The organism is Amycolatopsis thermophila, from assembly GCF_030814215.1.
GTDB lineage: Bacteria > Actinomycetota > Actinomycetes > Mycobacteriales > Pseudonocardiaceae > Amycolatopsis_E > Amycolatopsis_E thermophila.
The window spans coordinates 2,520,508-2,546,870 of sequence record NZ_JAUSUT010000001.1 but is presented as its reverse complement, the minus strand read 5'-3'; the positions used below and the strand labels follow the sequence as shown (position 1 = coordinate 2,546,870).

Sequence of the window (26,363 nt, the reverse complement as noted above, 5' to 3'; positions counted from 1 at the left end):
CGCGCCGAGCACCCATACTGGGGCCATGAACCAGCCGGAGCCGTTGTTCAGCTCGTCCCGGGACTTCCGCGTGTGGCGCTACGACGTCGAGCACTCGGAGCTGGTCCTGCGCACGGACGACAACCCCGACGAACCGGTCGAACTGCTCTTCGAGTGCGTCCTGTCCCTGCACTTCGACCAGCTGTGGTTCACCGGTCTGGTGGTCGGCCGGGCCGAGGACGCGATCCTGCAGAGCCCGACCGTGGACATCCCGCACCTGAAGATCGAGCTCGGCACCACGGGCCACACCGGGCACGTCGTGTGCCGGCGGCTGACCTGCGTGGGCGGCACGCACCCCGACGGGAAGGTCCTGTGGACGGTCACCGCCGGGCGGCCGCGGTCGCGGCGTCACCCCGAGATCCCGGCCGTCGAGCGGGCCTAACTTCGGGTGGCGCGAGTCACCAGCGACAATGGAGGGCGTGACCGCGACCCTGAGCAAGCCCGCGCTGAAGATCGGCCCGTACGAGGTCGATCCGCCGGTGGTGCTCGCGCCCATGGCCGGCATCACGAACGTCGCCTTCCGGCGGTTGTGCCAGGAGTACGGCGCCGGCATCTACGTGTGCGAGATGATCACCGCGCGCGCCGTCGTCGAGCGCCATCCGGGCACGATGCACATGATGACGTTCGGCGAGCACGAACACCCCAGGTCGATGCAGCTGTACGGGGTCGACCCGAAGACCATGCGGGAAGCGGTCAAGATCATCGTCGGTGAGGGCCTGGCGGACCACATCGACAGCAACTTCGGCTGCCCGGTCGCCAAGGTCACCCGCAAGGGTGGCGGCGCGGCGCTGCCGTACAAGCGGAAGCTGTTCGCCCAGATCGTGCGCGCCTCGGTGGAGGCGGCCGACGCCGCGGGCGTCCCGTTCACGGTCAAGTTCCGCATCGGCATCGACGACGACCACCACACGTTCCTCGACGCCGGCCGCATCGCCGAGGCCGAGGGCGCGGCGGCGGTGTCGCTGCACGCCCGCACGGCCGCCCAGCGCTACTCCGGCAAGGCCGACTGGAGCGCGGTGGCGCGGCTGAAGGAGGCCGTCCAGACCATCCCCGTACTGGGCAACGGCGACATCTTCACGGCCGACGACGCGCTGCGCATGGTCGCCGAGACCGGGTGCGACGGCGTGGTCGTCGGGCGCGGCTGCCTGGGCCGGCCGTGGCTGTTCGGCGAGCTGGAGGCCGCGTTCGCCGGCCGCCCGGTGCCCGAGGGGCCGAACCTGGGCGAGGTGGCGCGCGTCCTGCGCCGGCACGCGGAGCTGCTGGTCCAGCACGACGGCCCGGCCAAGGCGATGCGCGACCTGCGCAAGCACATGGCCTGGTACTTCATGGGCTTCCCGGTCGGCTCCGAGCTGCGACGCCGGTTCGCGCTGGTGTCGACGATGGAGGAGCTGGACGAGCTGATCGCCCAGCTGGACCACACGGCCCCCTTCCCGGCGGACGCGCTGGGCCCGCGCGGGCGGCAGGGCTCGCCCGGGAAGGTCACGCTGCCGCACGGATGGCTCGACAACCCGGACGACGACCTGGTGCCCGAGGCCGAGGACATGCACTCGGGCGGTTAGCCGTCCGGGGGCCCCGCCCCCAGCTGCAAGATCTCCCACAGCGGCTCCGCGGGACCGCGGGGCGGCGAGGGCCCGGCCAGCCGGCCCGCAGCCTCCTCTCGCCGCACGACGCCCCCACCGCTGCGGTCGCCCGCGCCACGCGGCCGTCACCGCCGCCGGCGGTCAGCCCGGCGCACCGCCGCTGCGCCGCCGGGGACGTTCGGTCCTCGTGGAGCGGCGGGCCTCCCAGTAATCGCCCTCGAGCTGCTCCGGTGACGTGCGCGTCAGGGGTCCTTCCGGTCGTTCGCGGCCAGCGCGGCGCGCAGTTCGGCGATCTCGCGGCTCAGCTCGGCGATCTGCGCGCAGGTCACGGTCTGCGAGGACGCCTCGACCTCCTCGACGCGCTTGACCAGCCACGACGCGAACGTGGCCGTCACCACGCCCAGCAGCGCGATCCCCGCGACCATCAGCCCGACGGCGATCATCCGGCCGGTGCCGGACACCGGGTAGCGGTCGCCGTAGCCGACGGTCGTGATCGTGGTGATCGCCCACCACAGCGCGTCCGGGAAGGTCCGGATGCCGGCGTCGGAGAACGGCCGCTCCGCCTCGAGCACCGCGAGGGCCGCGCAGAAGACGATCAGCACCGTGGAGCCGACGACGTAGACGACGACCCGGCCGCGCAGGGCGAGCGCCGCGTTGCGGTTGAGGACGTTCAGCATCGCCACCAGGCGCAGCAGCCGCAGGGGCCGCAGCAGCGGCAGGACGATGACCAGCAGGTCGAGAACGTTGCGCGTCAGGAACCGCACGCGGTCGGGCGACTGGACCAACCGCACGACGTAGTCGAGGGCGAACAGCGCCCACGCGATCCACGTGACGGTCTCGCACCACGCCCGGCCGGTACTCCCCAGCGACGGCTGCAGGATCGGCCAGGCGTAGGCGGCCAGGAACAGGACCGCGACTCCGGTCAGCGGCCACTCCATGCGCTTTTCCCACATCGCCGTTCCTCCCGTCCTCGGCGTGATCGTCGCACGCGGCGAGCCGGTGATCCCGATCATTTCGCCCGGATCGTCACCCGGGTTCTGGTAGACACCGTGATCGATGGGCAAGCTGACCAACCGCGCCAGGGCGAAGGCCGACTACGCCTGGTTCATCGGTTCCCGCGAGTGGCCGGTGTTCGTGTCCGCGCTGGGCGTGCTGCTGGGAGTGGTCACGCTCGTGCCGAGCGCGGTCGGGATCGTGCTGTCGGTGATCGCGCTGGCGCTCGGGCTGGTGACCCTGGTCCGGGACGTGCGCCTGCTCCGCGGCCGCTGGGCTGCGTACGAGTTCACCGTGATCGCCGCGCCCTTCCCCCACGTGGACGTCCCACCGCCCGCGAGCTACCCCGGCGCCCGCTACCTCGAGCTGCCCGGACGCGGAACCGGCCTGGTCAGCGACGCGGTTGACCGGGCACTGTGGACGGCGGAGTTCCCGGTCGACGTCGCCGCGGACCCCTACCACCTGCCCGCCGAGCTCAAGGCCACCGCGCCGCACGTGCTGCCGCTGCGCGCGCACGGCCGGTTGCTGTTCAACGGCACGGTGGTGGGCATGCGCGGTGAGCCGTTGCCCTCGGTCGGCCGCGGCGCGCCGATCCGTCTGCACCGCACGCGGTTCTTCGACGGGCAGTGCTCGAACGAGCTGGCCACGCTGCGGGTCTCCCGCCGGGACACCGGTGTGGTGTTCGACCTGCGGCGGCGCATGATGGTCGACGCCGCGGGCCGGCTGCGGACGCTCGCCGAGAGCCCGCTCGCGGACATCGTGGGCGTGTCGACGGTGGCGGTCACGACCGACGGGTGGGTGCTGCTGGTGGTCCAGTCGAACCGGAATTCGGCGAGCCAGTCGCTGTTGGCGCCCTCGGGCAGCGGCTCGCTGGAGCCGCGCGACCTCGTCGGCGACGACCTGCACGACGTCATGCGCGCGGGTATGGAGCGGGAACTGTGCGAGGAGACGGGGCTGCGGCGATCGGAGATCACGCGCACCACGGTCGTCGGGTTCGCCCGGTGGATGGAGCGGGGCGCGAAGCCGGAGTTCTTCGGGCTGACCGAGTTGTCCGTGACGCGTCAGGAGCTCGTCGACCGCCGTCCGAGCCGGGCCGAGCGGGACTTCACGTCGGCGGTGCGGTTCGAGAAGATCGACCTCGACGCGTTCGGCCGCGAACTCGCCGCGGGGGCGGACCTGTTCTCGCCGGCCCTGCCCGAGCTGATCCACGGCAGCGGTTCGGTGCCGTTGCTGCTGGGCCTGCGCGCGGGGGCGCTGTGGAAGGTCGGCGCACAGCCATCGGCGGGAGGTTGAGGTGTTCACCCCGGAAAGCCGTGACCGCGTGCTCGCCGACCTGGTCGCCGCGGCCCGCGCCGACTCGCGCATCAGCGGCGCGGCGCTGACCGGGTCGGCATCGGTCGGACGAACGGACCGTTGGTCGGACATCGACCTGGCGCTCGCCGTGGTCACCGACCGGGACGAGGTCCGGGCCGAGTGGACCGACCGGATGTACCGGTCGTACGGGGCCGTTCACCACCTGGACCTGGACGTGTTCCGGGTGTTCCTGCTGGCGGACACGCTGCAGGTCGACATCGCGTTCTGGCCGGAGTCCGAGTTCGGCGCCCGTGGTCCGAAATTTCGGGCTCTGTTCGGCGAGTCGAACGAGCTGCCGCAGACGCCGCCGCCCGACGCGGAGAACCTGATCGGCTGGGCGTGGCTCTACGCGCTGCACGCCCGATCGAGTCTCGCCCGCGGCCGGGTGTGGCAGGCGGAGTACATGATCAGCGGCATGCGCGACCAGGTGCTGGCGCTGGCATGCCTGCGGCACGACGTCCCCGCCGTGCAAGGCCGGGGAATGGACGACCTGCCCGCGCACGTCGTGGCGCCGTTCTCGGAAGCCCTGGTCAGGACCACGGACCCCACCGAACTGCGACGCGCGTGCGGCGTGGTGGCCACGCTGCTACTCACGGAGGCCCGATTCGTGGACGCTGCTCTCGCGGCCCGCCTGTCCGGGCCGCTCCGCGCCATCACTTCTTGAGCCGGCCCCGGCTACCGCCAAGGCAGCGGAATTCGGCACGCAAGAACGTGCTCGGCCGGTGACCAGCGCAAGGCCCGCCGGGGGATCGACGACGCGACCGCGGCTGGGCGCGCAGCGCCGCTAGCGCTGGGTGGTGTCCACCCGGTGGAAGTTCAGGTACGCGCGCGACGGCGTGGGGCCGCGTTGTCCCTGGTAGCGGGATCCGACGGCGGGCGAGCCGTACGGGTTCTCCGCCGGGCTGGTGAGCCGGAACAGGCACAGCTGCCCGATCTTCATGCCCGGCCACAGCGTGATCGGCAGGTTCGCGACGTTCGACAGCTCCAGCGTGATGTGCCCGGTGAACCCGGGGTCGATGAACCCGGCGGTGGAGTGCGTGAGCAGCCCCAGCCGGCCCAGCGACGACTTCCCCTCGAGCCGCCCGGCGAGGTCGTCGGGCAGCGTGACCAGCTCGAACGTCGAGGCGAGCACGAACTCGCCGGGGTGCAGGACGAACGCGTCCTCGCCGTCCTTCTCCACCAGCGACGTCAGCTCGTCCTGCTGCAGCTTGGGGTCGATGTGGGTGTACTGGCTGTTGTTGAACACCCGGAAGAACCGGTCCAACCGCACGTCGATGCTCGACGGCTGGAGCATCGCCGGGTCGAACGGGTCGATGCCGAGCCGGCCGGCTTCGAGCTCTTTGCGAAGGTCACGGTCACTGAGCAGCACGCGCTAACCCTAACTAGGCCGCTCGCATGTGCCGGGCGTAGGTGGGATCGACCTTGAAGATCTTGCCGAGGCGCTCGACGTAGCGGCGGCGTTCGAGCGTGCCGAGGTACTCCTGCAACGCCGTCGCGCCGGGGATGAGCCGCCGGGCGGTCTCGGCGGCGAAGTTGCCCGCGGCGACAGCGAGAACGGCGCCCTGCGCGATCGGGTCGTTGGGGATCTCGAGGAAGTCCGCGTTGACCTTGCCGAGGACCAGGCGGCTGATCGAGGAGTGCACGGCGACGGACAGGTGCGACAGGACCTTGCCCACGGCGCCGCGCCCCTCGCCGATCGCGGCGTGCGAGTCGATCAGGGCTTTGGCGAGGCGCTTGGAGTCTTCGTCGGGTATGAACTCGGTGGACGCGAGCAGCCAGAACAGGCGCCACGCGTCGTCCTCGGTGGCCGGCAGGAGTGCCTCGTCGATGCCCAGCAGCCAGCCGACGTAGCGCCACAGGTGCAGGATGTCGGCCCGCTCGCGCTCGCTGAAGCGGATGCCGAGCAGTTGCGTGCCGTGGACGAAGACGAGGGAGAACAGCAGGAGCGTACCGGCGGTCTGGACCTGGTTGATCGGCTTGTCCCACTCGTCGTAGTCCCAGTCGGGGCGCCGGTGCATGGCGGCGCGGACGTGGGCGTGCACGAGCCGGACCCGCAGGGCGGACGCGTAGCCGGTGCTGTGGACGGCGAGTGCGCCGGGCGTCGTGACGTCCATCCACCACAGGGCGGTCTCGACGAGGCGCTGGCTGGCCATGCGCTCGATCTCCCCGGTCCCGACGAGCGATTTCGTCGCGCGCGAGGCGAGGTAGCCGCCCATGAGCGACATGTCGCCAAGGGGGAACAGGCCGAGCACCCCGGTGCGGATGATCGCCTTGGCGCCGCGGTCGAGGCGGGCGGGATCGACCCAGTACGGGGTGGCCTCGACGGTCTCGAAGAAGTCGACGAGTTCCCGAGGCGGGTTGTCGAGCGCGGCGACGCCCTGGCGGAGCGCAGTCTCGAACAGCCGCCGCCCCTGCCCGGGAGGAAGCCGGTGGAACAGGGCGACGACGGCGTCGGCTGGGGGATCCTCGGCCTGGGCGAACGCGCGGAACCGGCGCAGTTGGCGCTCCGTCCCGCGGATGTCGTCCTTCACGAAGAGCTTCTGCGCCAAGCGGAAGCCGCCCTGACGGAACAGCTCGGGATCCGGGAGCCGCTCGTCCATGCACACCCACCTCCCCTTTTGGCAACGAGTGTTGTCACTTGCGGGCCACGGAGTCAAGGGGGTGGCTGGCAGCGGGGGCGACGTTGTGTATGCTGTGCGTCGCTGCGGATGTAGTTCAATGGTAGAACATCAGCTTCCCAAGCTGAGAACGCGGGTTCGATTCCCGTCATCCGCTCTTCGCGCGAAGGCCCAGGTCAGCGGCTGTCTACTCCGGACCTGGCCTTCGTCGTCTCTTGATCAACTCGGTCGCGGACCATTGGCGGGCCGTTACGGCACCTGCCGTTCCGGTGCTCCTCCAGGAGCCGGGAGGGCCCGTCCGCGATCCGCCATGGCCTCGCATCGCGTAACGCGGCGGGCACGGGGTGATCGCCGACTCGGCGTGGAGCTGGTCGTGGTGCTCCCGCTGCCTCGCCGAGGTCGCCTCGACCATCTCGCCGGTGGACTTCGTCAGGTAGCCGATGTGCCGTCCGGCTTCTCCGGACCCCGCCGACGATGCCCGTGAGCGCACCTGCCGTCCGAACGTCACGACGTGCGCGCGTTCCTCGACCTCCTCCACGGCATCAGCGGCTCGGGCTTCAACCGGTCCGGGCCCCGACGCTCCCACTCTCCGCAGGTCCGCCGCGGGCCGTGCCCGTCGCCCGCGAGTCACTCACGTCCCATGCTCGGGTGGGCCACGTCACCCAGCGGTACGGCATGGACTGGACCATTTTGTAGGTTGCCCCGAATGGCGGAATCACCTCAGGCAAAAGGAGCACGGGTCGTGAGTTCGACGACGACCGGGGAGCGAGCCGGTCAGCAACATCTCGCCCATGTCGTGTTCATCGCCGGCGCGGCCGCCGTCGGCGGGTTCCTCTTCGGCTACGACAGCTCGAACATCAACGGTGCCGTTCTCGGCATCCAGCGGCACTTCGAGGTCGGTGACGGGGTGACCGGGCTGACCGTGTCGAGCGCCCTGATCGGCTCGGCCGTCGGCGCGTGGTTCGGCGGTCTGCTGTCCGACCGGATCGGCCGGATCAGGACGATGCAGCTCGCGGCGGTCCTGTTCCTGGTCAGCGCCCTCGGAGCGATGTTCCCGTTCAGCGTGTGGGACCTGGCGATCTGGCGCGTGATCGGCGGCATCGCCATCGGCGTCGCGTCCGTGATCGGCCCGGCCTACATCGCCGAGGTCGCCCCGCCCGCCTACCGCGGCAGGCTCGCGTCGCTGCAACAACTGGCCATCGTCCTCGGCATCGGGGTGTCGGCGCTGGTCAACTGGGTCATCAAGGCGCTGGCGCCGGCCGGCGCGGACGGCTCGCACGACCTCAACGGCAACCTCGGCGGCATCGAACCCTGGCAGTGGATGCTCGGCGCCGCGGCCGTGCCCGCGGTGATCTACTTCGTGCTGGCCTCGATCATCCCCGAGTCGCCGCACTTCCTGCTGGCCAACGGCAAGATCGAGAAGGCCCGCAAGGTGCTGCGCGAGGTCGAGGGCGGGACCGCTGATGTCCTCGACGCCAAGCTCGCCGACATCCGCCGCAGCCTGCGCACCGAGCAGCGCTCCAAGGTCCGCGACCTGGTCGGCGGCAGGTTCGGCCTCCTGCCGATCGTCTGGGTGGGCATCGCGCTGGCGGTGTTCCAGCAGTTCGTCGGCATCAACGTGATCTTCTACTACAGCGACACGCTGTGGCACTCGGTCGGCCAGAACACCGACTCGCTGCTGATCTCGATGGTCAGCCCGGTCATCAACATCATCGGCACGTTCATCGCGATCGCCTTCATCGACCGGGTGGGCCGCAAGCCGCTGCTGCTGATCGGCTCGGTCGGCATGCTCGTCGGCCTCGGCGTCGCGGCCATCGCGTTCGGCAACGCGCAGACCGTCAACGGCGACCTGACCCTGCCGGGCGCGTGGGGCCCGGTCGCGCTGGTGTTCGCGAACCTGTTCGTCATCTCGTTCGCGATGTCCTGGGGCGTGATCCTGTGGGTCATGCTCGGCGAGATGTTCCCGCTGCGCATCCGCGGCGCCGCGCTCGCCGTCGGCACCGCCGCGAACTGGGTGGCCAACTGGGCCGTCACGGTCAGCTTCCCGAGCATGGCCGGCTGGAACCTGTCGGTCACCTACTGGATCTACGCCGCGTTCGCGCTGCTGTCGATCCCGTTCGCGCTGAAGTTCGTCCGCGAGACCAAGGGCACCGCGATCGAGGACGTCAGCTGACGAACGCCCGCTCGATGATGGCCCTGGTGTCCACCGCGGTCGGCAACGTGCCGAAGGCGATGCCCCAGTCACCGCCCAGCCGGGACGCGCAGAAGGCGTCCGCCACGGCCTTCGGCGCGTACCGCACCAGCAGCGAGCCCTGCAGCACCAGGGCCATCATCTCGGCCAGCCGCCGCGCCCGGTACGGCAGGTCCTCCAGGTCGGACAGTTCCTTCCGCAGCCGGGCGATCGCGTCGTCCAGCCGGGCGTCGGCGCCGGCGGCGAGGTCGAGTTCGGCGAAGAACGCCTCGACCGACTCCGGTTGCTTGCCCATGGCGCGCAGGGAATCCAGCGCCGCGACGTTGCCGGAACCCTCCCAGATGGACAGCAGCGGCGCCTCGCGGTACAGGCGCGGCATGCCGGAGTCCTCGACGTAACCGTTGCCGCCCAGGCATTCCAGCGCCTCGGCGGTGTGCGCGGCGCCGCGCTTGCACACCCAGTACTTCGTCACCGCCAGCGCCAGCCGCCGGAAGGCCTGCTGTCCGGGATCGGCCGTCGCACCGGCCAGGCGCAACGCGACCGTCGTCGCGGCCTCGGACTCCACCACCAGGTCCGCCAGCACGTTCGCCATCGCGGGCTGGTCCACCAGCCGGGCACCGAACGCCGACCGGTGCCGCGCGTGGTGCACGGCCTGCACGACCCCTTGGCGCATCAGCGAAGTGCTGCCCAGCACGCAGTCGAGGCGGGTGTTGTTGACCATTTCGATGATCGTCGGGACCCCGCGGCCCTCCTCACCGACGAGCCAGCCGACCGCGCCGTCGTACTCGATCTCCGACGAGGCGTTCGACTTGTTGCCGAGCTTGTCCTTCAGGCGCTGGAAGAAGATGCGGTTGCGCGAGCCGTCGGGCAGCACGCGCGGCAGCATGAAGCAGGACAACCCGCCCGGCGCCTGCGCCAGCGTCAGGAACATGTCCGACATCGGCGCCGAGGTGAACCACTTGTGCCCGGTCAGCACGTACGTTCCGTCGCCGGACGGCTGCGCGGTCGTGGTGTTGGCGCGGACGTCCGAGCCGCCCTGCTTCTCGGTCATCGACATGCCGGCGATCAGCCCGCGCTTGGTCGTCGGCACGCGCAGGCCGAAGTCGTACTCGGTGGCGGCGAGCAGCGGCTCGTACACCGCGGCCAGCTCCGGGTTGTGCCGCAGCGTCGGGACCGCGGCGTAGGTCATCGAGATCGGGCAGACGTGCCCGCCCTCGGCCTGGTTCCACACCAGCACCTTCGCCGCCCGCGCGACGTGCGCGCCGGCGCGGTCGGACGCCCACGGCGCCGCGTGCAGGCCGTGCTCGACCGCCACGGTCATCAGCTCGTGGTAGTACGGGTGGTACTCGACCTCGTCGATGCGGTGGCCGTAGCGGTCGTGCGTGTGCAGGACCGGCGGGTTCTCGTTGGCGACCCGGCCCCACTCCTGGCCCTTCGCGCTGCCGGCGAGGCGGCCCAGCTCGTGGACCTCGTCCTCGGCCCAGCCGCCGCCCTCGCGGCGCAGGCCGTCCAGCAGGGCGGCGTCCTCGGCGACGTCGTAGCCGACCAGCGGCGGGACCTGGTTGAGGACCTCGTGGGTGTCAGGCATGGCGGCCTCCCAGCGCGCGGAAGATGAACGTGCGGAGCGCGCCGACGGCGTCGGCGCTGTCGGTGGTCAATGGTCCGATGAGCACCTCGGCGGCGCCCCCGACCAGGGCCGCCGCCGTGAGATCGGCGTCCTGCGGGGGCAGCTGGCCGGTGCGGACGCCCTCGCGGACGTGCCGGGCGACCTCGTCCCGGAACACGCGCCGGAACACGATCCGCTCGGCCTCGATCGGGGCGTCGACCGGCTCGGCCAGGAGCGCGTACGCCTGGCGGGGCACCTTCAGCGCCCGCTCGGCGAACGTCTCGATGATCGTGACGATCCGCTTGGCCGGCTCGCCGGGCGTCTCGGCGGCCTTGCGCACCGCGGCGACCTCGTGGTTGACGATGTTCTGGAACAGCTCCACGACCAGCTCGGCCTTGCCGGGGAAGTGCTTGTAGACGGTGCCCGTGGCGACGCCGGCCTTCTCCGCGACGGCGCTCACCGAACAGCCCGCGTAGCCGCGCTCGGCCAGGAGCTCGGCGGCGGCGGTCAGGATCGCCTCACGCTGGGCGTCGAGGCGCGCCTGGACCTGCGGGGTGCGTCGGTAGGGCACGTGAAGAAGTGAACCACTGATTCACGGCTTCACGCAAGGGGCCGTGCGCCGGCTACCGCCCGTAGCGCTTCGCGATTTCGCCGTACCGCGCCAGCACGGCGGCACGCAGTTCGGGGTCGCTGCGCGGGACCGGTTCGATGAACACCTCGGTCACGTCGGTGAACTCCTCGTGCAGCTCGGCCGCGAGGCGGACGCACGCGCGTTCCACATCGGAGGCCCCGAGGGCGTCGTCGAAGTCGACCCGCGCGCACACCAGGACGTGGTCCGTTCCGAGCAGCATCGTCTGCAGGTCGACGACGGCCTCGATCTCCGGCGCCGACGCCAGGTGCTCACGCACGCCGCGCACCACCGTCAGGTCCGCCTGGCGCCCGATCAGCAGCCGCAGGTTGGTGCGGCCCAGGATGTAGGCCACGCCCGCCAGCAGCAGGCCGATCAGGATCGACGCGACCCCGTCGTACACCTCCGACCCCGTCACCTGGTGCAGGAACAACCCGGCGAAAGCCAGCACCAGGCCGATCAGGGCCGCGGAGTCCTCCAGGAACACCGTCTTCGGCGCCGGGTCGTCGATGTAGCGCAGGAACTTCCAGATGGTCCGGTTCTGCTCCGCCGCGCCGGCGCGCACCTGGCGGAACGCCTGCGTCCAGGACACAGACTCCATCACGAACGCCAGCGCCAGCACGATGTAGCCGACGATCGGGCTGCTCTGCTCCACCGGCTCGCCGAGGACCGTCGAGATCCCCTCGTACAGCGCGAACGTCGCGCCCGAAGCGAAGATCGACACCGCCGCCAGCAGCGACCAGAAGTAGCGTTCCTTGCCGTAGCCGAACGGGTGTATCACGTCGGCCGGCCTGCCGGAGCGGCGCAGCGCGGTGAGCAGCAGGATCTCGGTGAACGTGTCGGCGACCGAGTGCGCGGCCTCGGACAGCATCGCGCCCGAACCGGTGATGACTCCGGCGATCGCCTTCATGATCGCGATCGCCAGGTTGACACCACCGGCCAGCAGCACGGTCAGGGTGCTTTCGCCCCCGGCGTCCGGGCGCTCCGTTTCCTCGCTCACCGGCCGATCCTACGAGTGGGTCAGAGCCGCTGCAGGCCGTCCAGGACGCGCTTCATGAGCTCGAGCGGCGGCCGCCCCTCGGCGGTCCGCTCGATGCCGTGGATGTGCAGCAGGCCCAGCTCCGCCATGTCGGACAACAGCACCCGGGCCACGCCGAGCGGGATCGACATCCGCGCGGCGACCTCGGCGAGCGACCGGGGGCTGTCCACGATGGCCCGCACCGGCTGGTACTCGGCGTTCAGCGCGGGCCCGGTCCACTTCGCGTCCGCGCGCACGGAGACGAGCGTTTCGATGGCCAGCTCGTAGGCCGAGTGGGTGCGCCCCTTGGTGAGCACGTACGGCCGCACGCGCAGCCGGTTCTCCTCGTCGGGGTCGAGCACCTCGGCGGGGTCCGGCTCGACGGCGGCGGGCTCGGGACGGGGCCGCGGCGAGGGCTTGAACTCCTCGCGCGCTTCGGGGTCCGGCAACGGTTCGGGCTCCGGTTCAGGCACAGGCTGGGGTTCGGCGGCTTCGGTGTACCGAGCGAGCTGCTTCTCGGTGGGGAACCGGGCGCCGGCGGCCCGTTGGGTTTTCGCGGTCTCGGCAGGGGCGGGTGGTGGAGCCGGGGCTTGTGGCTCCGGACCCGTGGTTTCGGCGTGTTCGCCGGTCAGCTTCCTCAGCCGCGTCGCGGACGGGAACCGGGCACCGGCGCGCACGACCGACGGCTCTCCAGCCGGTCCGGTCTCGCCGGGTTCTCCCATGCTCGGCCCCGTTCGCGTGCGTCAGCATCATCCGCGGGCAGCGTCGGCAGCGTGACGAACAGGATAACCCGGTTGTCGATACCCCCACGGCGGGAACGACGAAGGCCACCCCGTCCGTGGACGAGGTGGCCTTCGCGGACCCGGGTTACTTGTCCTCGGCGGGCAGAGACGTCCCCGTGGGCACCTTGTCGGTGGCCGCGTCGGCCGACAACGGGTCCGACTCGGTCGCCGGCAGCGACTCCGCGCCCGGCGCCGGCGCGGGCTGCGGACGGCGCTTGACCGCCGAGAGCAGCAGCTGCGAGACGTCGACGACCTCGACCTTCTCGCTCGCCTTGCCGTCGTTCTGGCGCGCGGTGACGCCGTCGGTGAGCATGACGCGGCAGAACGGGCAACCCGTCGCGATCTTCGACGGCGCGGTGCCGAGCGCCTCGTCGACGCGCTCGATGTTGATCCGCTTGCCGATCTTCTCCTCCATCCACATGCGGGCGCCACCGGCACCGCAGCACATGGACCGGTCGCCGTGCCGCGGCATCTCGCGGAACTGCGCCCCCGACGCCCCGACCAGCTCACGCGGCGCCTCGTACACCTTGTTGTGGCGGCCGAGGTAGCACGGGTCGTGGTAGGTGACGTCGTCCGCGATCGGCGCGACCGGCACCAGCCGCTTCTCCCGCACCAGGCGGTTGAGCAGCTGGGTGTGGTGCACGACCTCGAACTTCCCGCCCAGGTCCGGGTACTCGTTGGCGAGCGTGTTGAAGCAGTGCGCACAGGTCGCGACGATCTTCCGGTTGCCCTGCTCGCGGCCCTCGAACACCGAGTTCAGCACCTCGACGTTCTGCTGCGCGAGCATCTGGAACAGGAACTCGTTGCCGGCGCGGCGGGCGGGGTCACCGGTGCACGACTCCTCCGGGCCGAGCACGGTGTACTTGACGCCGGCGATGTGCAGCAGCTCCGCGACCGCGCGCGTGGTCTTCTTCGCGCGGTCTTCGAACGCGCCCGCGCACCCGACCCAGAACAGGTACTCGGTGTCGCCCAGCTCGCCGTCGAACACCGGCACCTCGAAGTCCAGGTCCTCCGCCCAGGCCATCCGGTCCTTGGCGTTCTGGCCCCACGGGTTGCCCTTGTTCTCCAGGTTCTTGAACATCCCGTTCAGCTCGCTCGGGAAGTTCGACTCGATCATGACCTGGTAGCGGCGCATGTCGACGATGTGGTCGACGTGCTCGATGTCCACCGGGCACTGCTCGACGCAGGCGCCGCAGGTGGTGCACGACCACAGCACGTCCGGGTCGATGACGCCCCCGTCGTCGCCGACCAGCGGCCGCTCGGCCTCGGCCAGGGCGAGGACGTCGATGCCCGCGTACGGGTTCTCGCCGGTCAGGCCCACCTCTTCACCGGTGACGTCCTTCTTGCCGCCGGCGAGCAGGTACGGCGCCTTCGCGTACGCGTGGTCGCGCAGCTGCGTGATGACCAGCTTCGGCGACAGCGGCTTGCCGGTGTTCCACGCCGGGCACTGCGACTGGCAGCGGCCGCACTCGGTGCAGGTGGTGAAGTCGAGCCAGCCCTTCCAGCTGAAGTCCTCGATCTGGCCCGCCCCGAAGACGTCCTTCTCGGGGTCGGCCTCCTCGAAGTCGAGCGGCTTGCCCCCGCTCATCATCGGCTTGAGCGCGCCCAGCGCCGTGCCGCCGTCCGCCTCGCGCTTGAAGTAGATGTTGAAGAAGGCGCTGAAGCGGTGCCAGGCCACACCCATGGTGAGCGTCTGGCCGACGACGTACAGCCAGATCATGCCCGACAGCAGCTTGACCAGCGCGGTGATCGTGACCGCGACCGTGCTGGCCGGCAGGATCTCGGCGAGCGGCTTCGTCACGAAGCTCGTCCACAGCGCCGGGTCCTCGATGCCGCTGGAGATCTTGAACGCCTTCACACCGAGGATGCCCAGCCCCTCGACGATCACCACGGTCTCGACGAAGTAGGCCTGCTTGAAGTTCGACCCGGCGAAGCGCGACTGCCGGTCGGCGCGGCGCGGGTGGTTCAGCTGGCGGATGACCACCAGGACCAGGCCACCGACGACGGTGCCGAGGCCGAGCAGTTCGGTCAGCAGCAGCCAGATGCTCCAGGCGCCGATGATCGGCCAGTGGAAGTGCGGGTCGAACGTCTCGCCGTAGGCCTCGAACCAGGCCAGCGAGCCGATCAGGAAGCCCCACATGACCAGCCAGTGCCACGGGCCGACATGGCGGAACTTGTTCATCCGCGTGTGGGCGGCGAACTCCTTGATGAGCGTCGTGATGCGCGGCCCGAACGGACCGTTCCGGGTCGCGTCCGGTTGTCCGAGGCGGATGATCCGGACCATCCGGTACACGCCGGTGCCGAACATGATCCAAGCGACGATGCTTACGGCGACGCCGACCACGCCCAGCGTGATCTGCAGTGCACCCATGATCGGGGCCTTTCGTCCGTGATGTGGTGGGTTGGCGGGAGCCTATGTGGATTTACCCATGAGTAACCGATCGGCGCGAGTTGAGTCCCACGAGTGTGGCGTAGGACTCCCTGGATATCGGGACGATCGTACCGGTAGTTTGGCCCGGTGGTCGCCTATTTGTTGCTCGCTCTCGCCATCACCGCCGAGGTCACCGCCACTGTTTCGATGAAGTTGTCCGAGGGGTTCACGAAGTTGTGGCCCTCGCTGGTCGTCGTGGCCGGGTACCTCGTGGCGTTCGCGGCACTCGCGAGCGTGCTGAAGCGCGGCATGCCGGTCGGCGTGGCGTACGCGATCTGGGCGGCGGTGGGTGTCGCGGCGGTCGCGGTGATCGGCGTGCTGTTCCTCGGGGAGCCGGTGAACCTGACGATAGTGGCCGGGCTGGTGCTGGTCATCGGGGGCGTGGTGCTGATCGAGGTGGGGTCGGCGTGACGGGAGGTACGTGGTGAAGCCGCAACGCGACGGCCGCCGGGCGCGGGGCGAGAAGCGGCGGCAGGAGATCATCGACGCGACGCTCCGGGTGATCGAGCGGGACGGGGTCGCGGGGGTGACCCACCGGACGGTGGCGGCCGAGGCCGGGGTGCCCACGACCTCGACGACGTACCACTTCGAGACCCTGGACGATCTGTTGATCGCGACGCTGATCTCGTGCGCGCGCGACATGGCGACCGAGGTGTACTGGACGATCGACCGGGCACGCTCGCGCGGCAGCCGGGGAGCTTCGGAAGTGGCAACGCTGCTGGCCGAGGCCCTGGGGCCGCGGCGGGGCCGGACCATGGCCGAGTACGAGCTGTACCTGCTGGCCGCCCGCCGGCCGGAGCTGAGGCCCGCCGCGCGACGGTGGCTGGACGTACTGACGTCCATGGTGCGGCCCGACGACCTGGTGGCGTTGCGGGTCTTCCTGGCCGGCATCGACGGCCTGTTGATCCAAGGCCTGATCGACGACGAGCCGCCCACGGCGGAAGAACTCCGGCCGACGGTGGAGTACCTGCTCAAGCCACGGTGATCGGCGGGATAGCGGGGTTGGGCGGTCGAACGGTCGTTTCGTGTGCGCGGTGGGGCGGTCCGTCGGTGGCGGGGTTGGATGGTCCGTTCATCACCGGTTGAACGGCCGTTCATCGTGTTGAGCGGACCATCCATAACCGGCCGAACCGACCGCTCACGACCAATCGGGCTGACCGCTAATAGCGGGGTGCGGCCGGCCCGCTCATCACCGGTTGAACGGCCCGTTCAGGGCTGGTTGAACGCACCATTCACAACCAAGTTGAGCGGTCTGTTGATGGCGGGGTTGGGCGTCGGCTCATGACCGCGGTTAAGCGGTCCGCTAACGGCTGAGGTTGACGGGCCGGTGCGTATTGGTGATGAACGGTCCGTTCATCGCCGCGCGAATGGTCCGTTCGCGGGGGTGCAAGCGGGCACTTGCATCGGAAGGCCTGGGCATCCGCGAGCATCGATGGCCCTTCTGAACGACAGCACCGAGGGCCTTCTGGTCGAATGCACCGAACGCCCTTCTGCGCGAACCGGGCGCGGGCGGAGCCTCGCGGGCCCGCCCGCCGAGGCGCTCTTCACCTCTTACCTGCGGAACCCAGCTCTCACCCACGGAGCCCAGGGCCCGCCCCACGAGCAGGACCCAGCCCCAGCCGCTGGACTCAGCCCCGGCAGCTGGACTCAGCCGCGGGACGGAGCCCGAAGGCCCCGCCCCGCCAACGGACCAAGGGACAAACCTCAGCCCTTGTTCTCGTACACCGGCGTGATCGTCGCCCGTGCCACGGTCGTGCCGAACATGTTGAACCCCAGGAACGCCGGGGTCGCGCCCTCGGGCAGGTCCAGCGACTCGACGTTCAGCGCGTGCACCACGAAGAAGTACCGGTGCGGCCCGTGCCCGGGAGGCGGCGCCGCACCCAGGAAGTTCTTCACGCCGCCGTCATTCGCCAGCGTCACGGCTCCGGACGGCAGCCCGGAGCCGTCACCGGCGCCGGAGGGCAGTGACGTCACCGAGGCGGGGATGTTGTACACCGCCCAGTGCCAGAAGCCGCTGGCGGTCGGGGCGTCCGGGTCGTAGCACGTCACCGCGAAGCTCTTCGTCTCGGCGGGGAAGCCCTCCCACGCCAGGTGCGGCGACCGGTCCTCACCCCCGGGCACGCCGAACATCCCGCTGAGCTGCGGGGCCGCGAGCGTCTCCCCGTCGGCGACATCATCGCTGCGCACGGTGAAGGCCGGCACCGAGGGCAGGAAGTCGTACGGGTTCGGTGGCTGTGGCATCGATTCCTCCTCGTCACGAAGTGGCCGCTGATCACCCTAGTGCGATTCGGGGTGGCCCCCGGGATGAACCGGGGGCTTCCCCGATACCGGCGCCCACTCCCACGCCATAGCGTGACCCGCACAGCACACAGGACTGGGGAGGACGCAATGGGCAAACCGGCACTCGCGATCGGCGGGGTCGCCCTCATCGTCGCCGGAGCCGGGATCGCACTGGGGTGGAACTGGTGGCCGAACTCGGCCCGCGCGGAAGCCAGCGCCGACGTCACCCAGCCGGTCTCGGTGGTCCAGGTCGACAACGACTCGGGGGACGTGCACGTCCGCATCGAGGACACGGCCACGACCTCGGTGCGCCAGACGTTCCACTACCGGGGCGACCGGCCCGGCGACACCTTCACCGTCGACGGTGGACGGCTCCGGCTCAGCGGATGCGGCCGCGACTGCACGGTCGACTACGACATCGTCGTGCCCCGGGGCACCACCGTGAACGGCGAGGTCCGCTCCGGCGACCTGACCGTCTACGGCGCCGCCTCGGTCGATCTGCGCACCAGCTCCGGCGACATCGAGGTCCGCGACGTCACCGGCCCGGTCACCACCAACGCCAAGTCCGGCGACATCGAGGTGTGGTCGAGCGACCCGCAGGACGTGCGGGCCGAAACCGCCAGCGGCGACATCCGCGTCGTCGTTCCCGCGGGCCGCTACCGCGTCCGCGGGGACACCAAGAGCGGCGACCGGCACATCGACGTGGCGCAGGACCCGGCCGCCCAGCACGCCCTCGACCTCAGCACCCTCAGCGGGGACGTCACGGTGACCAACCGGTGATCCCCGCGCTCACCCTCGCCGCCGCCCTGCTGCTCACCCCGGTCACCGCACCGGCCGCACCCGCGCTGACCTGGCACGACTGCGCCACCCCGGATACCGCCAAGCGCCTGCAGTGCGCCGAGCTGCCGGTCCCGGGCGCGCGGCTGCGGCTGACCCGGCTGCCCGCGCTCGACCCGGCACAGCGCATCGGCTCGCTGCTGGTCAACCCGGGCGGTCCGGGCGGTTCCGGCGCCGATGTGGTCGGCTACGGCGGTCTCGGCCTGGCCACCCCGGAGTTCGCGCAGCTCAACCAGCGGTTCGACATCGTCGGCTTCGACCCGCGCGGCGTGGGCGGCAGCAGCCCGGCGATCGAATGCGGCCCCATGCACGACCCGGCCGTCAGCCGGTTCCCCGCCGACGACGCCGGCTACGAGCGGCTCGTCGCCCACAACCGGGAGGTCGGCCTCACCTGCAGCGGCCCCCGGAACCCGGACACCGGCACGGTCGCGGAGGACGTCGAGCGCATCCGGCTCGCGCTGGGCGAGGAACGAATTTCCTGGCTGGGCGTGTCGTACGGCACCGAGATCGGCGCGCTCTACGCCGCCCGCCACCCGGAACACGTGCGCGCGATGGTCCTGGACGGCGCCGTCGACCACGGCCTGCCGATGCGCCGCGCGATCCTGGACGAGGCCGCCGCCACCGAGCACGGCCTGCTCCGCTTCGCCCAGTGGTGCGCCGGGCCCGGCGTGTGCGGCGACGACCTGCTCGCCCGCTACGACGACCTGATGGCCCACGGCGCACCATCGAGGCAGCTCGGCCGTCGCGCCACCCCGGAGGAACTGGCCGCGGGCGTCTACGCCCACCTCTACTTCCCGCAGCTGTGGCCGCGGCTCGCCGAGGCCGTCCGCGCCGCACCCGAGGACGCGAGCGCCCTGACCGCCGCGATGCCGTTCACCTCGCCGGAGTACCCCGCCTACCGGTCCGTCGGCTGCCAGGACTTCCCGGCGCCGTTCACCGGCCCAGCCGACCTGCGGCGGCTCGCCGACCGGGTCCGGCAGGTCGCGCCGCACAGCTGGCGCTACTCCGAGTTCTGGGACTTCGCCACGGGCTGCCTCGGCTGGCCGGTGCCGGCCGAGAACCCGCCGCACCCCGAGCCGGTCCGGGGCGCCCCGCCGATCCTGGTGGTCGGCGGCGAGCACGACCCGGCGACACCGCTGACCTGGGCCCACTCGCTGAGTACCCGGATCCACGGCAGCGTGCTGCTCACCCACGACGAGGACGGGCACACCGGCGTCTACAACTCCGCCTGTGTGCGCCGCCACGAAGCCGCCTACCTGATTTCGGGTACGCCGGGAACAACACCGCAGACCCGCTCGTTACCCTGTCAGAAAGGTTGAGCGAGCACCACTCAAGTCTGATTGACGCACCAGACGCGCCCGAGATAGAACTTGAGTAGAACCCGCTCAACGCGGGCGCGAAACCGCAGCTCGGAGAGCTGCGCACCAGGCATTGACCAGGAGGGAACATCACCATGGCGCGAGCGGTCGGCATCGACCTCGGCACGACCAACTCGGTCGTCGCCGTCCTGGAGGGCGGCGAGCCGACGGTCATCGCCAACTCGGAAGGGTCCCGCACTACCCCGTCCATCGTCGCCTTCGCGAAGAACGGCGAGGTGCTGACGGGCCAGCCGGCGAAGAACCAGGCCGTGACGAACGTCGACCGGACGATCCGGTCCGTGAAGCGGCACATCGGCACCGACTGGAAGACCGAGATCGACGGCAAGGCCTACACGGCGCAGGAGATCAGCGCGCGCGTGCTGATGAAGCTCAAGCGCGACGCCGAGGCCTACCTCGGTGAGGAGATCACCGACGCGGTCATCACGGTCCCCGCGTACTTCGAGGACGCGCAGCGGCAGGCCACCAAGGAGGCCGGGCAGATCGCCGGCCTGAACGTGCTCCGCATCGTCAACGAGCCCACCGCGGCCGCCCTGGCCTACGGCCTGGACAAGGGCGAGAAGGAGCAGACCATCCTGGTCTTCGACCTCGGTGGTGGCACCTTCGACGTCTCGCTGCTGGAGATCGGCGAGGGCGTCGTCGAGGTCCGGGCCACCAGTGGTGACAACCACCTCGGTGGTGACGACTGGGACCAGCGGATCGTCGACTGGCTGGTGGACAAGTTCAAGGCCAGCCACGGCATCGACCTGACCAAGGACCGGATGGCGCTGCAGCGCATCCGCGAGGCGGCGGAGAAGGCGAAGATCGAGCTGTCCAGCTCGAGCAGCGCGAACATCAACCTGCCCTACATCACGGTCGACGCGGACAAGAACCCGCTGTTCCTGGACGAGACCCTGTCCCGCGCGGAGTTCCAGCGGATCACCTCCGACCTGCTGGACCGCACCAAGGCGCCGTTCAACAACGTCATCCGCGACGCGGGCATCTCGGTCGGCCAGATCGACCACGTGGTGCTCGTCGGTGGTTCCACCCGCATGCCGGCCGTGTCCGACCTGGTCAAGGAGCTGACCGGCGGCAAGGAGCCGAACAAGGGCGTGAACCCGGACGAGGTCGTCGCGGTCGGCGCCGCCCTGCAGGCCGGTGTGCTCAAGGGTGAGGTCAAGGACGTCCTGCTGCTCGACGTGACCCCGCTGTCGCTGGGCATCGAGACCAAGGGCGGCGTGTTCACCAAGCTCATCGAGCGCAACACGACCATCCCGACGAAGCGGTCCGAGATCTTCTCCACGGCGGACGACAACCAGCCGTCGGTGCAGATCCAGGTGTTCCAGGGCGAGCGCGAGATCGCGGCGCAGAACAAGAAGCTCGGCATGTTCGAGCTGACCGGCCTGCCCCCGGCCCCGCGCGGCGTGCCGCAGATCGAGGTCACCTTCGACATCGACGCCAACGGCATCGTGCACGTCACGGCGAAGGACCTGGGCACCAACAAGGAACAGTCGATGACCATCACCGGCGGCTCCGCGCTGCCGAAGGAGGACATCGAGCGCATGGTCCGCGACGCCGAGGAGCACGCGGAGGAGGACCGCAAGCGCCGCGAGGAGGCGGAAACCCGCAACCAGGCCGAGACGCTGGTCTACCAGACCGAGAAGTTCGTCAAGGACAACGACGACAAACTGCCCGAGGACGTCAAGGGCAAGGTCAAGACCGCGATCGACGAGGCCAACGAGGCGCTGAAGGGCACCGACACGGCCAAGATCAAGGAAGCCATCGAGAAGCTGAACACCGCGTCGCAGGAGCTGGGCACGGCCCTGTACGCGAACGCCCAGCAGGCCGGTGGCGCCACCCCGGGTGCCGACCAGGGTGCCGCGGGCGCGACCGACGCCAAGGGCGCGGATGACGTGGTGGACGCCGAGATCGTGGACGAGGACGAGAAGAAGTGACGGGACGCCACTCGAACGACACGGAACAGCAGGAGCCGGTCACCGAGCCCCTGGTCGTGCGGGACAGGCGCAAGATCGACCCGCAGACCGGCGAGCTGCGGACGCCGCCGCCCGCGGAGGCGCCCGACGCCGAGGCCGACGCCGGCCCGTCGCTCGGCGACACGATCGTCGACGAGGCGGTGTCCGCCGCCCCGTCCGACGTCGAGAAGGAGCTCGCGGAGCGCACGGCCGACCTGCAGCGCCTGCAGGCGGAGTTCGCGAACTACCGCAAGCGCGTGGAACGCGACCGCGAGGCCGTGGTGACCGCGGCGAAGGCGTCGGTGGTCGGTGAGCTGCTGCCGCTGCTCGACGACTTCGAGCGGGCCGAGCAGCACGGCGACCTCACCGGCGCGTTCAAGGCGGTGGCGGACAAGCTGGTCGCGAGCCTGCAGCGGATCGGGCTCGAGCCGTTCGGCGCGGAGGGCGACCCCTTCGACCCGAGCGTGCACGAGGCCGTGCAGCACACCACCTCGCCGGACGTGTCCGGACCGACGGTGACCACGGTGCTGCGCCGCGGCTACAAGTTCGGCGACCGGGCCCTGCGGGCCGCGCTGGTGGGCGTCACCGACCACGAGCCGGGCGACGCCCCGGTCGAGGGTGAGCTACCGGTCGAGCAGTTGTCGGATGAGAACACACAGCAGTAAGAGGTATGTGGTGAGAGGAGGAGACGTCCGTGAGTGCACGGGAGTGGATCGGTAAGGACTTCTACCGTGAGCTGGGCGTCTCCTCCGACGCTTCGCAGGACGAGATCAAGAAGGCCTACCGGAAGCTGGCGCGGGCGAACCACCCGGACGCCAACCCCGGCAACACCGACGCCGAGCAGAAGTTCAAGGCGGTGTCGGAGGCCTACGGCGTGCTGTCGGACCCGGCCAAGCGCAAGGAGTACGACGAGGCGCGGCGGCTGTTCGGCTCCGGCGGCGGCCCGGGCGGCTTCGGCTTCCCCGGCGCCGGCGGCGGTGCGGGCGGTTTCGACCTGGGCGACATCTTCGGCCAGACCGCGGGCGCGGGCGCGCAGGGCGGTTTCGGCGGGCTCGGCGACATCCTCGGTGGCCTGTTCGGCCGCCGGGGCCAGCAGAGCACGGCGGCGCGCGGCCAGCGCGGCGCCGACGTCGAGACGGACGTGCGGATCGATTTCGCCGAGGCGGTGAAGGGCGCGACCCTGCCGCTGCGGCTGTCGAGCCCGGCGACCTGCTCGACGTGCCACGGCAACGGCGCCCGTCCGGGCACTTCGCCGCGCACCTGCCCGACCTGCCAGGGGTCGGGGCTGGTGAGCCGCAGCCAGGGCGCGTTCGCGTTCTCCGAGCCGTGCCGCGACTGCCGTGGCCGCGGCCGGATCATCGACGACCCGTGCCCCGAGTGCGGTGGCGAGGGCATCAGCACCCAGACGCGGACGCTGACCGTGCGGGTGCCCGCGGGTGTCGACGACAACCAGCGCATCCGGCTGGCCGGTCAGGGCGAGCCGGGCCGCGGTGGCGCCTCGGCCGGTGACCTGTACGTGCGGGTGCACGTGAACCCGGACCCGGTGTTCGGCCGGTCGGGTAATGATCTGACGATCACGGTCCCGGTGAGCTACCCGGAACTGGCCCTCGGTGCGACGATCACGGTGCCGACGCTGGACGGGAAGGTGTCGGTGAAGGTGCCGGCGGGCACCGGCAGCGGGCGGGTGCTGCGGGTGCGCGGCAAGGGCATCAAGAAGCGGGACGGCTCGCAGGGTGACCTGCTGGTGACGCTGCAGGTGGCCGTGCCGTCGCGGTTGGAGTCTTCGGAGCGGGAGGCGCTCGAGGCGTACGCCAAGGTCGCCGAGAAGCACGACCCGCGTCCGGAGATCACGAAACTGCTCCGTGAGAGGAGTTGATCGAGGTGTTCGGCGGGTTGCCGCACGGGGCCGACGAGGAGACCCCGGTCTTCGTGATCTCCGTGGCCGCGCAGTTGTCCGGCCTGCACGCCCAGACCCTGCGGTCCTACGACCGACTGGGCCTGGTGTCGCCGGGCCGGACCTCCGGCGGCGGGCGACGCTACTCCATGCGGGACATCGCGCTGCTGCGTGAGGTGCAGCGCCTGTCCCAGGAGGAAGGCGTCAACCTGGCGGGCATCAAGCGGATCATCGAGCTGGAAAACCAGGTCGAGGCACTCCAGTCGCGGGTCAACGAGCTGACGGAGGAGCTGGCCGCGGCCTACGCGGCGGCCGAACAAGCCGCAGCCGCGGTGCACCGGTCCTACCGCAAAGACCTCGTACCACTGAAGCAGGAGACGGCGCTCGTCGTGTGGAAACCACGGCGGAAGCGCTAGCACAAGATCCACAGGCCTCGCCAACGGCGGGGCCTGTTTTCTTTGCGCCACGCCCCGGAACCCGGCAACACAAGCCGTCCCGGGACCTTCCCAGACCTCCCCCGCCCCGATCCCCAGCCCGCCTGTGGTCGGCGCCGCGAAGCGGCGAAAAGATCAAGAAATGCCCTCGCCGGACGGGCAGGCTCCGGGATGACGGGGGTTGTCAGGTCGCCTTCGCCGGGTGGTCGCTGTGGTGATCCCGGCTCTCCGTAGCGCACGGCGCTCCGCTAGCGCAGGTGTTCGGCGAAGAAGGCCATCACCCGGCGCCACGCGTCCTCGCTCGCTTCGCGGTTGTAGCTCATGCCGGCGATCTTCAGCAGCACGTTGACCGGGCCGTGGAACTGGTTGGCGAAGCTGTGGCCCGCCGTCGGGTACTCCTTGACGTCGTGGGGCACCCCGCGGGCGGTCAGCTCCCGCTCCAGCTTGTCCGCGGCCCCGCGCAGCGAGAAGTCCTTCTTCCCGTACGACGCCACGACCGGGCACGCATCGTCCAGAACGGACAAATCAGCGGGGAGCCGGCCGTAGTACGGGGCCGACGCGTCGAACCCCCGTGAAGCGGCGACCAGCGCGAAACCGCCGCCCATGCAGAACCCGACCACGCCGACCTTGCCCGTGCAGTCCTCCCGCGACGCCAGCAGCGACCGCGCCGCGTCCAGGTCCTCGAACGCCCGGCCCCTACCCGCGGTCAGCTCCTTGAACACCGACTTCACGCACCGCACGAAACCGCCCCGCGAGTACAGGTCCGGGGACAGCGCCAGGTACCCCGCGGTGGCGAACCGGTCGGTGGTGTTGCGCACGTCGTACGACAGGCCGACCACGTCGTGCACGATCACGACGCCGGGCCACGGCGGCGGGCCGGACACCTCTTCCTGCGGTGCGGCCAGATAACCCCGGATGGTTCCGTCAGCGACAGGGATGTCCATCGGCGCAGGCTAGTCGATCGTGAACGGGTCGTACCTGATCTGATCGAGCGCCGTTCCCGCCACGAGCATCCGGGACACGGTCGCGCGGATCATCGCCGGCGAACCCGACACCAGCACGTCGTGACCGGGCCACGCGCCGTACCGCGTCACGACGTCGGCCAGGGTGCCCTGCTCGCCGCTGACCAGACCGGGCCCGTTCTCCACAACCGGCGTCACGGTCAGCCACGGGTTGCACGCCGCGATCATGCGCAGCCCCTCCAGCGCGTACAGGTCGTCGCGCGTGCGCCCGCCGTAGAACAGGTGCACCTTCGGGTTCTCGGCCCACTGGCTCAGCTCGTCGAGCAGCGCCTGCATCGGCGCGACACCCGTGCCGCCCGCGACCATCAGCACGTCCCGGCCGCTGTCCCGGTCCACGTCCAGCGTTCCCAGCGGCGGACCGAACCGCCACACATCACCCTGCTGGGTGTGGCTCACGATGGCCCGTGACACCCAGCCGCCGTCGACCGCCCGGATGTGGAACTCCAGGGACCCGTCCGGGCGCGGCGCGTTCGCCGGCGACAGGTACCGCCACAGCCGCGGCCGCTGCGGCACCTCGACGCTCAGGTACTGCCCGGCCCGGAACGGGACGTGCCGCTCCGGTTCCAGCCGCACCATCGCCAGGTCCCAGCTCAGCCGCCGGTGCTCGGCCACCCGCGCCGTCCAGTTCGGCGGGTTCGCGTCGGTGGCCGCGGCCTCCTGCATCTGCCGGGCCACGATCGTGAACGCCTCGGCCCACGCGCGCTCGACGTCGGCGGTCCAGTCCGGCCCGAGGTGCGTCTTCATCGCCGCCAGCAGCGCCGTGCCGACCGCCTCGTAGTGGTTGGGCACGACGCCGAACTTGCGGTGGTCGCGGCCGAGCTGCCGCAGGAACGGAACCAGGTCGTCGGGCTGGTCGACCATCTGGCACACGTGGACCAGCGCCCGCACCATGCGGTTGCGCTGCACCTCCATGTTGATCGGGAAGAAGTCCCGCGTGGCCGGCGCCAGGGTGAACAACATGCCGTAGAAGAACTGCGTCACCTCGGGCAGGTACGGCTCGGCCTTCGCCCACGATTCCCGGATCAGGCGCACCATCGCGGCGACGGCAGGCGGCGCCTCCCGGTGCACGGACCGGGGTACGGGACTGACGGGGTCGGCGGTCATGGGATCGGGGCTGCTCCGGGATGCTCGGTCATGCTCGCCGTCGATTATTCACGAACGCGCAACAGCAGGAGCGCGCCACGCAACAGCAGGCCAGAGGGCCCGTCACAGCGTGAATTGATCATGAATAATCCACCCTATCCAGTCAGTCGCAACCCTCTAATGCGAACACGATCCGTCGCAGGGTAACCGTCTCGGGCCCTTTCTTCGCGAAGTTGCTCCTTCCGGGTG

General features: G+C 70.6%; 24 protein-coding genes and 1 tRNA gene. 14 read left to right on the top strand and 11 right to left on the bottom strand.

Annotation, left to right across the window (positions count from 1 at the left end; genetic code table 11):
* Positions 1-25 precede the first annotated feature (25 nt).
* Together FB470_RS12615 and dusB are read left to right on the top strand one after the other, a co-directional pair.
* On the top strand, positions 26-421 hold the full coding sequence (locus tag FB470_RS12615; RefSeq protein ID WP_306991305.1) for a hypothetical protein: 396 nt from the start codon (positions 26-28) through the stop codon (positions 419-421).
* A 28-nt stretch (positions 422-449) separates the two neighbouring features.
* Positions 450-1,595, top strand: coding sequence for a tRNA dihydrouridine synthase DusB (gene dusB / locus FB470_RS12610; protein ID WP_306991303.1), 1,146 nt, complete (start codon positions 450-452; stop codon positions 1,593-1,595).
* Positions 1,596-1,858: 263 nt separating this feature from the next.
* On the opposite strand, the gene FB470_RS12605 is transcribed toward dusB, so the two are convergent.
* Complete coding sequence (locus FB470_RS12605) at positions 1,859-2,680, bottom strand: potassium channel family protein (protein ID WP_306991301.1); 822 nt, start codon at positions 2,678-2,680, stop codon at positions 1,859-1,861.
* Here FB470_RS12605 and FB470_RS12600 point away from each other — a divergent pair.
* Entirely contained in the window at positions 2,673-3,902 is a 1,230-nt protein-coding gene (locus FB470_RS12600; protein ID WP_306991299.1) for a hypothetical protein, read from the top strand. The two genes, FB470_RS12605 and FB470_RS12600, sit on opposite strands and share 8 nt — an antisense overlap.
* A 1-nt stretch (position 3,903) precedes the next feature.
* A complete protein-coding gene (locus FB470_RS12595) occupies positions 3,904-4,626 on the top strand; it encodes a nucleotidyltransferase domain-containing protein (protein ID WP_306991297.1) in 723 nt (240 codons plus the stop codon).
* A gap of 120 nt (positions 4,627-4,746) precedes the next feature.
* Here FB470_RS12595 and dcd read toward each other — a convergent pair whose 3' ends face one another.
* Both dcd and FB470_RS12585 read right to left on the bottom strand, forming a co-directional pair.
* Positions 4,747-5,331 carry a dCTP deaminase gene (dcd, locus tag FB470_RS12590; RefSeq protein ID WP_306991295.1) on the bottom strand — a complete coding sequence of 195 codons (585 nt, stop codon included), beginning with the start codon at positions 5,329-5,331 and terminating at the stop codon, positions 4,747-4,749.
* A 13-nt stretch (positions 5,332-5,344) separates the two neighbouring features.
* Positions 5,345-6,562 (bottom strand): oxygenase MpaB family protein, encoded by a 1,218-nt coding sequence (locus FB470_RS12585; protein ID WP_306991293.1) that lies wholly within the window; start codon positions 6,560-6,562, stop codon positions 5,345-5,347.
* A 104-nt stretch (positions 6,563-6,666) separates the two neighbouring features.
* Between FB470_RS12585 and FB470_RS12580 the strand changes: the two genes are divergently transcribed.
* Positions 6,667-6,737: transfer RNA gene (locus FB470_RS12580), tRNA-Gly, on the top strand.
* Between the two features lie 585 nt (positions 6,738-7,322).
* Entirely contained in the window at positions 7,323-8,753 is a 1,431-nt protein-coding gene (locus FB470_RS12570; RefSeq protein WP_306991291.1) for a sugar porter family MFS transporter, read from the top strand.
* Here the strand turns inward: FB470_RS12570 and FB470_RS12565 are convergent.
* From FB470_RS12565 to FB470_RS12545, 5 genes are all read right to left on the bottom strand, one after another.
* A complete protein-coding gene (locus FB470_RS12565) occupies positions 8,746-10,359 on the bottom strand; it encodes an acyl-CoA dehydrogenase family protein (RefSeq protein ID WP_306991289.1) in 1,614 nt (537 codons plus the stop codon). The two genes, FB470_RS12570 and FB470_RS12565, sit on opposite strands and share 8 nt — an antisense overlap.
* On the bottom strand, positions 10,352-10,948 hold the full coding sequence (locus FB470_RS12560; RefSeq protein WP_306991288.1) for a TetR/AcrR family transcriptional regulator: 597 nt from the start codon (positions 10,946-10,948) through the stop codon (positions 10,352-10,354). Before FB470_RS12560 ends, FB470_RS12565 begins: the two co-directional genes overlap by 8 nt.
* Positions 10,949-11,000: 52 nt before the next feature.
* Positions 11,001-12,005: a cation diffusion facilitator family transporter gene (locus FB470_RS12555; protein ID WP_306991286.1), complete on the bottom strand. Its 1,005-nt coding sequence runs from the start codon at positions 12,003-12,005 to the stop codon at positions 11,001-11,003.
* Positions 12,006-12,025: 20 nt separating this feature from the next.
* Positions 12,026-12,496: a DUF742 domain-containing protein gene (locus FB470_RS12550; protein ID WP_306991284.1), complete on the bottom strand. Its 471-nt coding sequence runs from the start codon at positions 12,494-12,496 to the stop codon at positions 12,026-12,028.
* Positions 12,497-12,890: 394 nt separating this feature from the next.
* Positions 12,891-15,176 (bottom strand): (Fe-S)-binding protein, encoded by a 2,286-nt coding sequence (locus FB470_RS12545; protein WP_306991282.1) that lies wholly within the window; start codon positions 15,174-15,176, stop codon positions 12,891-12,893.
* Between the two features lie 147 nt (positions 15,177-15,323).
* On the opposite strand from FB470_RS12545, the gene FB470_RS12540 reads away from it, so the two are divergent.
* A complete protein-coding gene (locus FB470_RS12540; RefSeq protein WP_306991280.1) occupies positions 15,324-15,647 on the top strand; it encodes a DMT family transporter in 324 nt (107 codons plus the stop codon).
* A gap of 13 nt (positions 15,648-15,660) precedes the next feature.
* The gene (locus FB470_RS12535) at positions 15,661-16,221 is read left to right on the top strand and encodes a TetR/AcrR family transcriptional regulator (protein ID WP_306991279.1); all 561 of its coding nucleotides are present in this window, start codon (positions 15,661-15,663) and stop codon (positions 16,219-16,221) included.
* A gap of 719 nt (positions 16,222-16,940) precedes the next feature.
* Here FB470_RS12535 and FB470_RS12530 read toward each other — a convergent pair.
* On the bottom strand, positions 16,941-17,477 hold the full coding sequence (locus FB470_RS12530; protein WP_306991277.1) for a YbhB/YbcL family Raf kinase inhibitor-like protein: 537 nt from the start codon (positions 17,475-17,477) through the stop codon (positions 16,941-16,943).
* A 147-nt stretch (positions 17,478-17,624) separates the two neighbouring features.
* Here FB470_RS12530 and FB470_RS12525 point away from each other — a divergent pair, with 147 nt between their 5' ends.
* The 6 genes from FB470_RS12525 to FB470_RS12500 all read left to right on the top strand — a co-directional run bounded on the left by FB470_RS12525 (position 17,625) and on the right by FB470_RS12500 (position 23,991).
* Positions 17,625-18,296, top strand: a complete 672-nt coding sequence (locus tag FB470_RS12525; protein ID WP_306991275.1) for a DUF4097 family beta strand repeat-containing protein — start codon at positions 17,625-17,627, stop codon at positions 18,294-18,296.
* Positions 18,293-19,672: an alpha/beta hydrolase gene (locus tag FB470_RS12520; RefSeq protein ID WP_306991273.1), complete on the top strand. Its 1,380-nt coding sequence runs from the start codon at positions 18,293-18,295 to the stop codon at positions 19,670-19,672. The genes FB470_RS12525 and FB470_RS12520 overlap by 4 nt, the downstream gene beginning before the upstream one ends.
* A gap of 134 nt (positions 19,673-19,806) precedes the next feature.
* Entirely contained in the window at positions 19,807-21,663 is a 1,857-nt protein-coding gene (gene dnaK / locus FB470_RS12515) for a molecular chaperone DnaK (RefSeq protein WP_306991271.1), read from the top strand.
* Positions 21,660-22,346 (top strand): nucleotide exchange factor GrpE, encoded by a 687-nt coding sequence (gene grpE, locus FB470_RS12510; RefSeq protein ID WP_306991269.1) that lies wholly within the window; start codon positions 21,660-21,662, stop codon positions 22,344-22,346. The genes dnaK and grpE overlap by 4 nt, the downstream gene beginning before the upstream one ends.
* A gap of 29 nt (positions 22,347-22,375) precedes the next feature.
* Complete coding sequence (gene dnaJ, locus FB470_RS12505; protein WP_306991267.1) at positions 22,376-23,557, top strand: molecular chaperone DnaJ; 1,182 nt, start codon at positions 22,376-22,378, stop codon at positions 23,555-23,557.
* Positions 23,554-23,991: a heat shock protein transcriptional repressor HspR gene (locus FB470_RS12500; RefSeq protein ID WP_306991266.1), complete on the top strand. Its 438-nt coding sequence runs from the start codon at positions 23,554-23,556 to the stop codon at positions 23,989-23,991. Before dnaJ ends, FB470_RS12500 begins: the two co-directional genes overlap by 4 nt.
* A gap of 266 nt (positions 23,992-24,257) precedes the next feature.
* Here the strand turns inward: FB470_RS12500 and FB470_RS12495 are convergent, their stop codons facing one another.
* Both FB470_RS12495 and FB470_RS12490 read right to left on the bottom strand, forming a co-directional pair.
* On the bottom strand, positions 24,258-24,953 hold the full coding sequence (locus FB470_RS12495) for a dienelactone hydrolase family protein (protein WP_306991264.1): 696 nt from the start codon (positions 24,951-24,953) through the stop codon (positions 24,258-24,260).
* Positions 24,954-24,962: 9 nt separating this feature from the next.
* On the bottom strand, positions 24,963-26,135 hold the full coding sequence (locus FB470_RS12490; protein ID WP_306991262.1) for a globin domain-containing protein: 1,173 nt from the start codon (positions 26,133-26,135) through the stop codon (positions 24,963-24,965).
* Positions 26,136-26,363: the final 228 nt, after the last annotated feature.

Coding starts and splice junctions, on each gene's coding strand:
- FB470_RS12615 (WP_306991305.1), top strand. CDS start 26: ATGAACCAGCCGGAGCCGTTGTTCAGCTCGTCCCGGGACTTCCGCGTG.
- dusB (WP_306991303.1), top strand. CDS start 450: ATGGAGGGCGTGACCGCGACCCTGAGCAAGCCCGCGCTGAAGATCGGC.
- FB470_RS12600 (WP_306991299.1), top strand. CDS start 2,673: ATGGGCAAGCTGACCAACCGCGCCAGGGCGAAGGCCGACTACGCCTGG.
- FB470_RS12585 (WP_306991293.1), bottom strand. CDS start 6,562: ATGGACGAGCGGCTCCCGGATCCCGAGCTGTTCCGTCAGGGCGGCTTC.
- FB470_RS12565 (WP_306991289.1), bottom strand. CDS start 10,359: ATGCCTGACACCCACGAGGTCCTCAACCAGGTCCCGCCGCTGGTCGGC.
- FB470_RS12545 (WP_306991282.1), bottom strand. CDS start 15,176: ATGGGTGCACTGCAGATCACGCTGGGCGTGGTCGGCGTCGCCGTAAGC.
- FB470_RS12530 (WP_306991277.1), bottom strand. CDS start 17,477: ATGCCACAGCCACCGAACCCGTACGACTTCCTGCCCTCGGTGCCGGCC.
- FB470_RS12525 (WP_306991275.1), top strand. CDS start 17,625: ATGGGCAAACCGGCACTCGCGATCGGCGGGGTCGCCCTCATCGTCGCC.
- dnaK (WP_306991271.1), top strand. CDS start 19,807: ATGGCGCGAGCGGTCGGCATCGACCTCGGCACGACCAACTCGGTCGTC.
- FB470_RS12495 (WP_306991264.1), bottom strand. CDS start 24,953: ATGGACATCCCTGTCGCTGACGGAACCATCCGGGGTTATCTGGCCGCA.
- FB470_RS12490 (WP_306991262.1), bottom strand. CDS start 26,135: ATGACCGCCGACCCCGTCAGTCCCGTACCCCGGTCCGTGCACCGGGAG.